General features: G+C 45.1%; 7 protein-coding genes, 1 tRNA gene and 1 pseudogene. 4 read left to right on the top strand and 5 right to left on the bottom strand.

Annotation, left to right across the window (positions count from 1 at the left end):
• From BG32_RS15755 to BG32_RS03420, 3 genes and pseudogenes are all read left to right on the top strand, one after another.
• Positions 1-197 (top strand): annotated as a pseudogene (locus BG32_RS15755) (hypothetical protein); the annotation flags it as partial.
• On the top strand, positions 182-304 hold the full coding sequence (locus BG32_RS16155) for a hypothetical protein (RefSeq protein ID WP_259459479.1): 123 nt from the start codon (positions 182-184) through the stop codon (positions 302-304). The pseudogene BG32_RS15755 and the gene BG32_RS16155, both read left to right, overlap by 16 nt.
• 91 nt (positions 305-395) lie before the next feature.
• Positions 396-471: transfer RNA gene (locus tag BG32_RS03420), tRNA-Pro, on the top strand.
• Between the two features lie 253 nt (positions 472-724).
• Here the strand turns inward: BG32_RS03420 and BG32_RS16150 are convergent.
• The 3 genes from BG32_RS16150 to BG32_RS03405 all read right to left on the bottom strand — a co-directional run bounded on the left by BG32_RS16150 (position 725) and on the right by BG32_RS03405 (position 4232).
• Positions 725-2245, bottom strand: a complete 1521-nt coding sequence (locus tag BG32_RS16150; protein ID WP_014731801.1) for a formylglycine-generating enzyme family protein — start codon at positions 2243-2245, stop codon at positions 725-727.
• A gap of 56 nt (positions 2246-2301) precedes the next feature.
• On the bottom strand, positions 2302-3108 hold the full coding sequence (locus tag BG32_RS03410; protein ID WP_014731800.1) for an SHOCT domain-containing protein: 807 nt from the start codon (positions 3106-3108) through the stop codon (positions 2302-2304).
• 302 nt (positions 3109-3410) lie between these two features.
• Complete coding sequence (locus BG32_RS03405; protein ID WP_014731799.1) at positions 3411-4232, bottom strand: formylglycine-generating enzyme family protein; 822 nt, start codon at positions 4230-4232, stop codon at positions 3411-3413.
• Positions 4233-4666: 434 nt separating this feature from the next.
• On the opposite strand from BG32_RS03405, the gene BG32_RS03400 reads away from it, so the two are divergent.
• Positions 4667-5368, top strand: coding sequence for a hypothetical protein (locus BG32_RS03400; protein WP_041928278.1), 702 nt, complete (start codon positions 4667-4669; stop codon positions 5366-5368).
• A gap of 71 nt (positions 5369-5439) precedes the next feature.
• Here BG32_RS03400 and BG32_RS03395 read toward each other — a convergent pair whose 3' ends face one another.
• Both BG32_RS03395 and BG32_RS03390 read right to left on the bottom strand, forming a co-directional pair.
• Positions 5440-5697, bottom strand: a complete 258-nt coding sequence (locus tag BG32_RS03395) for a hypothetical protein (RefSeq protein ID WP_014731797.1) — start codon at positions 5695-5697, stop codon at positions 5440-5442.
• Positions 5694-5930 (bottom strand): hypothetical protein, encoded by a 237-nt coding sequence (locus BG32_RS03390; RefSeq protein WP_014731796.1) that lies wholly within the window; start codon positions 5928-5930, stop codon positions 5694-5696. Before BG32_RS03390 ends, BG32_RS03395 begins: the two co-directional genes overlap by 4 nt.
• Positions 5931-7010: the final 1080 nt, after the last annotated feature.

Here is a 7010-nt window from a genome sequence, read left to right as displayed (position 1 = left end):
AACCTAAGTACATGAGTTTCGAAAAACTTGTTTTCGTTCCCGGTGAAGAGATCAATCTCTACTTCTTTGGAACTTCGGGACTGGGGCTTACGCCTGGATCGGAATCGTTCCTTCGGATATTACGCATGGAAGCGAGTCGGAAAACGACCTGCACGACATTCAGTATGCTTACGTCGGTGGCATGGCAGACGGTTTGATAGTATTCACCGCTCCATGGGATGCCGGATTCTACGACTTCAGGTTGAATGATTCCGAGAGCGGCGGCATCGAGATCGACTTCCTGACCTTCGAGGTCCGAGAGTAGCCTGCAGAGCCAATTTTAATTATCCTAAAGTTGCCCTGGGCGTCGTTCTGCTCTTGAAAGGTTATCCCAACTGTGATAAAATCTTCGAGTACGGGGCATAGCGCAGTTGGAAGCGTGTCTGCATGGGGCGCAGAAGGTCGCTGGTTCAAGTCCAGTTGCCCCGACCACCTGTTAGCACCGCGATGCTAGCGAAAAGCACCATTATAAAGGAAAGACGCGACTGAGGTCGCGCCTTTTCTTTTGTTAGAAAGCACCTTCGAAAATGAGGTTTCTTTTCTTGAATATATTATCTAGCTATTCCTTCCAGAAGTAAGGCTGCCAGTCAACATAGTAAGGATTGCAAACAGAACAAAGGGTGTAGTCTCCACGAAACGCGTCGGATAGTCCCACTTCATGGCAACTATCATCGATTTAGTTTAATCAGGGCTCCGTCCTTGCAATACGGAACCCAAGGCTGCGGTCCGTGCCAGTAGCGGAGGAGCCTGTGCGACTCGCCACCCGTGCGTTCGAAGCAAAGTGGAACCAGCTACCGCCACGAACCACCCGGCTGGAACCACTGGTATTGTAAGGGTTCGTCTGCGCCGAATTGGAGTAAGCTTCATACCAGTCACTGCACCATTCCCAAACGTTTCCAGACATATCGTGAAGTCCAAGTTCGTTCGGCGTTTTCTTTCCAACTTCTTGAGTCATTTCTCCGGAATTCGGATCGTACCAGGCCACATCATCCACACTGTTACTCCCGGAATACTTGTATCCCTTGCTCTTGTTTCCACCCCTGGCCGCGTATTCCCACTCGGCCTCAGTAGGCAGTCTGTATCCGAGTACCTTCGTTATGTCTGCCGTCACTTTTCCGTCTTTGTCCAGCAAATTCCCGCTACTGTCATACGCCTTTGGAAGGTCCTCTTTCTCACTCAGCCAGTTGCAGTAAGCTATAGCATCGTTCCAGCTCACGTTGACAACTGGCCTATTTTCTCTTCCCCACCCGTTATCGCTGGGTTTACTCCTGCCAGTAGCCTCGCAGAAGGTGTCGTACTCGTCGAATGTGACTTCATACTTGCCTATGTAAAAGTTGTAAGTGAACGTCACCATGTGTATAGGTCTTTCATCGCTATCTCCTCCACCCCAGGTGTCTCCCATAGTGAAACTGTTCTTCTCGACAAGTATGAAATTCCCCTTCGGTGCAAAAGTGCTTGTGACGATCGAGGGTATGATGCTATCTGGCACGTAGTAGCCCTCCTTGAAAAATATCCTGTCTATCCTATCCTGATGAACCTCTATCACCGATCCCACGTCAAGCGCGATTTCTATGTCCTCCGTCTCGAGTATCCCCTGCACGGTGTCCCCATTCGTCATCTTCACTGTGGTGAGTAGATTAGCGTCCCCAATGAGAGTTATCGACTCGGTTGTAGCGAAGTCGAGCAGTATCTTCGCGTAAGCTGTGGAGATCGTTATGTCCTTTGTGATTATTTGTCCGTGAAAGTAGTCTCCGTCTTTGAGCTTCATGAACTGCCTCCACTTCATGCCAGCCGTTTCCTGTGGTCTCTGCCGAAAGATTATCTTCAGCACGTGCTCATGCCCTATCTCTAGCAGTTGCCCACTCGTAAGCTTAAAGCTTATGAATGCATCTTCTATTAACCCTGAAAAGCGGTTGTTGTTGATAGTTAATATAAATTCTGTGTTGGTAGCCCCTCCTTCGAGGTTTATCCCGGCAATGTATCTGCTCTCTAATGCTATTTGGGCATAGGAGGTTCTTATGGAGAAGCTCTCGTTAAGGACAGTGCCCGTCAGTTTATCCCCGTTTCGCAGTAACAGTATGTCCGCGTTTATAAGTCTTTCAGTATCCAAAACTCTCTGAATAGTAGGCATTACAGTTTCTGTGATTGCCAACGTTGAAGTTGCGAACATCAATATACTTATTACTAGAAACTTCGCAATTTTCAATTCTCTTCCTCCCAATAAGAGATTGTTCTATCTAAAACTACAAGGTAAGATACAAATCACTTGTTTCTGGATAGAATATCCCATTTCTTCATATTGAACTCCGATTCAGAAAGCACATCAGTTTTATAAAGCACGTACAGATTTCTCAGAAGCTTTACTACATAATCACGATCGTCTTTGGGTTTTCCCAGGAAAAGTTCTTTTGCCCTCCCAAATTCATCTTCAGTAATCAATCCCTCCTCCATCAATCGATTCAACTCCACAATTTCCTGAGATAGGTTAGTTGATCCTCGATTAACACCTATTCGTTGTCTTTGAAGAATTTGATCTACTGCTTGCTGAAGCTGGTAAGCATCTTCCTCTTTTTCAGTATACCCGACAACAGAACCTGTCCAGAAGTTGATAGAAAAGTTTTGTCTTCTTGAACCAGGGTTGGTAAATGTGTAATTGACAAGTGTATCACAACCCATAGTATCCTCTCTAGAAAACCGAACTTCTTCGTTTTGCCATGGCCATCTCTGCTTCGGTAAATACATTCGCAGGAAATAGTTCGTGAAGACAAAAAAATATCTCACATACCCTCTCACCTCTTTACCGTCCCAAGTAACTCCCTCCATAAAACGATTAACAAAAACAGAGGAAATTACAACTTCCCCAGGATGAAGCTTGCTCTCTGCAAAAGTAAGGCATTGTTCTGCAGTTGGAAAGTCTTGAGAAGATAACAAGAGTGCTATTGCGAGTAGAAATAACATTATTGATAACAATATGAAAACGGGTATGGCAAATCCAATAAGGAGAAGAATAATTCCTATGAAAATCAGTATAAACCCAATTTTAGCAAAAACACTTTTGTTGAAGTTCAAGATAACCTCCTTGTCAAATTAGCCCCATTGTTCGTGTTTTGGCCATTTAGAAACTTCTCCAAAAGATACTATCTAAGCTAACTTCAACCCAACAGCTCTTTTCTCTAATGATTTATAAGTATGCCCAAGAATCATCGGAAGATGATCTTAATCCCAAACTGTCCCAAAGTGAACCGTAATTATTCGAACGCCATAGACATTCCAATTCTCCTGTGACTCTTCTAGCTTTTGGGCTCATTCATTCATCCATACCTGGGTGATTGGAGGCACAGCAAAGGATAAGAACGTAAAAATACTAGTAATCAGGGTGCCTTCCTTGCAACACGAAACCCCAGGTAGTAGTACATGGAATCAGGTTTGTAGAAGCTGCGAAACGCTACACGCGCGTACGTCGCAAAGTTAACCCAACTACCGCCACGACGCACCCGGCCGCGAGCAAGTAAAGACATGATTGGATTCGTATCCGCCCAGCCGGAGTAGTTTATATGACCGTCGCTGCACCACTCCCATACGTTTCCAGACATATCGTATATGCCGAGCTCGTTAGGCAACTTTTTCCCTACTTCGTGCGTCTTACTCTCCGAGTTCGAATCGTACCACGCAACGTAGCCAACATTATCGCTTCCGGAGTACTTGTAGTTCTCGCTCTTATTTCCTCCTCTGGCCGCGTATTCCCACTCGGCTTCGGTAGGCAACCTGTACCCAACTACCTTCGTTATGTCTGCAGTTACTCTTCCGTCTTTGTCCAACAGATTACCATCATCGTCATACGCTTTGGGGAGTTTATATTTCGCGTTCAACCAGTTGCAATAGGCTATTGCATCCCACCAGCTCACGTTAATAACTGGTCTGCTTCCCCTTCCCCAGCCTTCGTCGTCTGGCTTGACTATGCCTCTAGCCTCACAGAAAGCGTCATACTCGTCGAATGTGACCTCATACTTGCCAACGTAGAAGTCGTAGGTGAACGTCACCTGGTGGGTCGGTTTTTCATTATCGTATCCATCTCCCCACGTGTCGCCCATCGTGAACCTTCCCTTTTCGACCAGTACCAGTTGTCCGCTTCTTGCCAGCATAAGAATCGCCAGCAATAAAATGAAGGCTGTCAACAATACTGCTTTCTTCATTACCCACCTCCATAGGCAAGGGCTCGCACTCGAAGTAAAGACGTTAAGACTCAGGCAACACACGGCAAGCTGTACAATGACCTCACAAGATCAATATACCACTTGTTACATTGATACCAAAACAAGAAAGGGATTGCTCAGAAAGAATCGCGTTTTGTGATAAGCGGTTTTCAGCAATATGATTGCACGTATTTCGATAGAAAATGCAAATTCATCAACGTCACATCGTTCTGCGGTAAATCTTACACACAAAGCGCAAACAGTTATCTGAGTTTTGTCTGAAGTGTAACATGCGGTATCATATTGATATTTCGGGGGAAAAGAAACGAGAATAAGGGGGAGAAATAAAGAGAAGGTTTACGCTTCTTCTGTGTTTACTTACAACTGTTCTTCTTTTCTCGTCAGGTGCAACTGAAGTAAATAAGTACGAGATCATGATTCAAGCGATCAGCGAATGGCTTGATTCCAAAGAGCCCCCGGTGTTCGAATCCGCAGATAAGGAGAAAATTTTCGACTGGAAAGTGGCTCTCGAGAAAACAAGTTACGGTGAGAGGTTCTACACTTTCAGTACAATATTGGACGAAATTGGTGATAAGACCTTCCGTCATGATTACTACTACTATAATGCTTCGTCCTTGAGAGCCGAGATGCTGAAACTATATCCCAAAGACAGCGAAAGAATGCCTGGAGTAGAAGAACCCTCGCTGTTTCTTGAAGACATGTACAATTACTATCTAAGAATTGTGTCAAGCGAACAGGAACAAATGCTATGGCTAGAAAACTTCATGAGATTTCTGGAAGGGCTAAGTAACAAAGAAGCGTTTGACGTATTCAAGAAGCATCCACAAATCATTGAGGATATTCTCCTTCAGTATTTGGCGTTAGCTAAGATTTTCCTTGACGGAAGAGAATCGGACCTCTGGGACATCGACAATGTTTACAAAGCCACAACTACTTTGGCTGCAGATACAGAGCTTTATAGAAATTACCTCTTTAAGCCACTGCTGTTATTTGTGCAATCACCAGTATTTGCCTACTTGTCGAAGAAACATACTGACACTATCATTTGCTTCATTATTCCTGACTACACAGATATTGATACTGCTGTGAAAATCTACGTAGAGTTGACTGAATAGGATTGGTTTCCAACACCTGCAGAAAAACGACCCTCCCAACACGGAAGGGTCATCTTCGGGAAAAGGAGGTGTCAAAAGCGAAACTCAAATCCTATCAGCAGGTCGAAATAGCGCTTGAAATCGAACAGATATTGCCACTTCTTAGCGATTCCTATATGAAAACGCACAGGCGGCTCCACTTCGATTCCTGCCGTCGCTATGAAGTCTGAGACGTCTAGTGCAATGTTGAGGGAGAACCAGTCTTTCTCATACACAGGGTACATCTCGTAGGTGAAGTCTTTCCCTTGAAAGTCGGGAAGCGTTAGGCGAATCCCTGAAACGTTCTTCATCTTTTGTTTATAAACATCTCCAGTGCCGCCTCTACTATGTCACCCAGGGAGGCCTTGTCCTGATCTGTGAGTGAGTATTCGTCGATAGCCGCTAGGTTCTCCAGCAGTCTTATCGCTGCCTCTTTCATCTCCGCATTCATTTCCGTAACGTCCTTGCCTTCGTTCTTCATCTTCGTTTTGATTCCCTTATACTGTCGCTCTAATGAAGAGACGGCAATGACCGCGTATCTCATTATCTTGTCCGTTGAAACATTGCTTGAGAGTTCTGATCTCGGGAGGTACGATTGATTTTGATGAGAAGGAGGTATCATTCTTTCTGAGGTATCTTTGCTAACTCACTATTTACCGATCTTGTTGCCCCGACCAAGAACCCTCGATTCGTTCGGGGGTTTTTTTATATTAGAACGGGTTATACTTAACATGGTCTTCTCAAGAAAGCCCCGGCTAAGAAGTCTTTCCGGAAAGACGGTCGACAAGAGCTTCGCTGTTAATTGACCAGAGTTTCGAGCAATCGACAACGGCAGGCAGTCTGTCTGTCTCTACATAAAGGAGTAGTCATGGACTCAATAAAGGCGGTAATCAAGAATGTACCGGAGTACGAATACTTCAAGACGGTCGACGAGCTGAAGGGTCAAGGGGGTGTGAAAAACCTAGAGGTTAGAGGACAGAGGTATGAAGATCAAGATCGTTCTGAAAACCTCACAATCCGTCATCTGAACTTGATTCAGAATCTTGGCCTCAAGTTTTTTCAACCAGCAACAACCAACCGGTGTCTTCGATTGGTTCAAGATCAGATCCCGAAACAAGTTCGGGATGACAATGAGAGGGACGACTGAGAAGTCATGACGGGAATGATAGCGCTGGTTATTTCGAAAACGTCTCAATTCGTCATGCTCGTTTCAGCATGACGGCAGGCTTACCGAAAACATCACATTCCGTGACAGCGTTCAGTAAATCTTAAGAACACAACATTCCGTCATCTGAACTTGATTCAGAATCTCGGCCTCAAGTTTTTTCAACCGCAACATCGAACTCGCATCTTCGATTGGTTCAAGATCAGATCCCGAAACTAGTTCGGGATGACAATGAGAGGGACGATTGAGAAGTCATGACGGGAATGATAGCGCTGGTTATTTCGATAACGTCTCATCCCGTCATCTGAACTTGTTTCAGCATCTCTATCGTAAGAACCGCTGTACGCTTAAGAGCAAAAACCCGCTGAGTGCTGCAAAGAGCCGTCCTTGGTCCTTCGTTAAACAGCAAGAACCCGTCCTTCGAAAGAGTATGAAGAACAGATCCTCTCTCTGGAACGA

The organism is Mesotoga sp. HF07.pep.5.2.highcov (assembly GCF_003666285.1).
Taxonomy (GTDB): Bacteria; Thermotogota; Thermotogae; order Petrotogales; family Kosmotogaceae; genus Mesotoga; species Mesotoga prima.
This window is presented reverse-complemented; position numbering and strand designations above follow the sequence as displayed.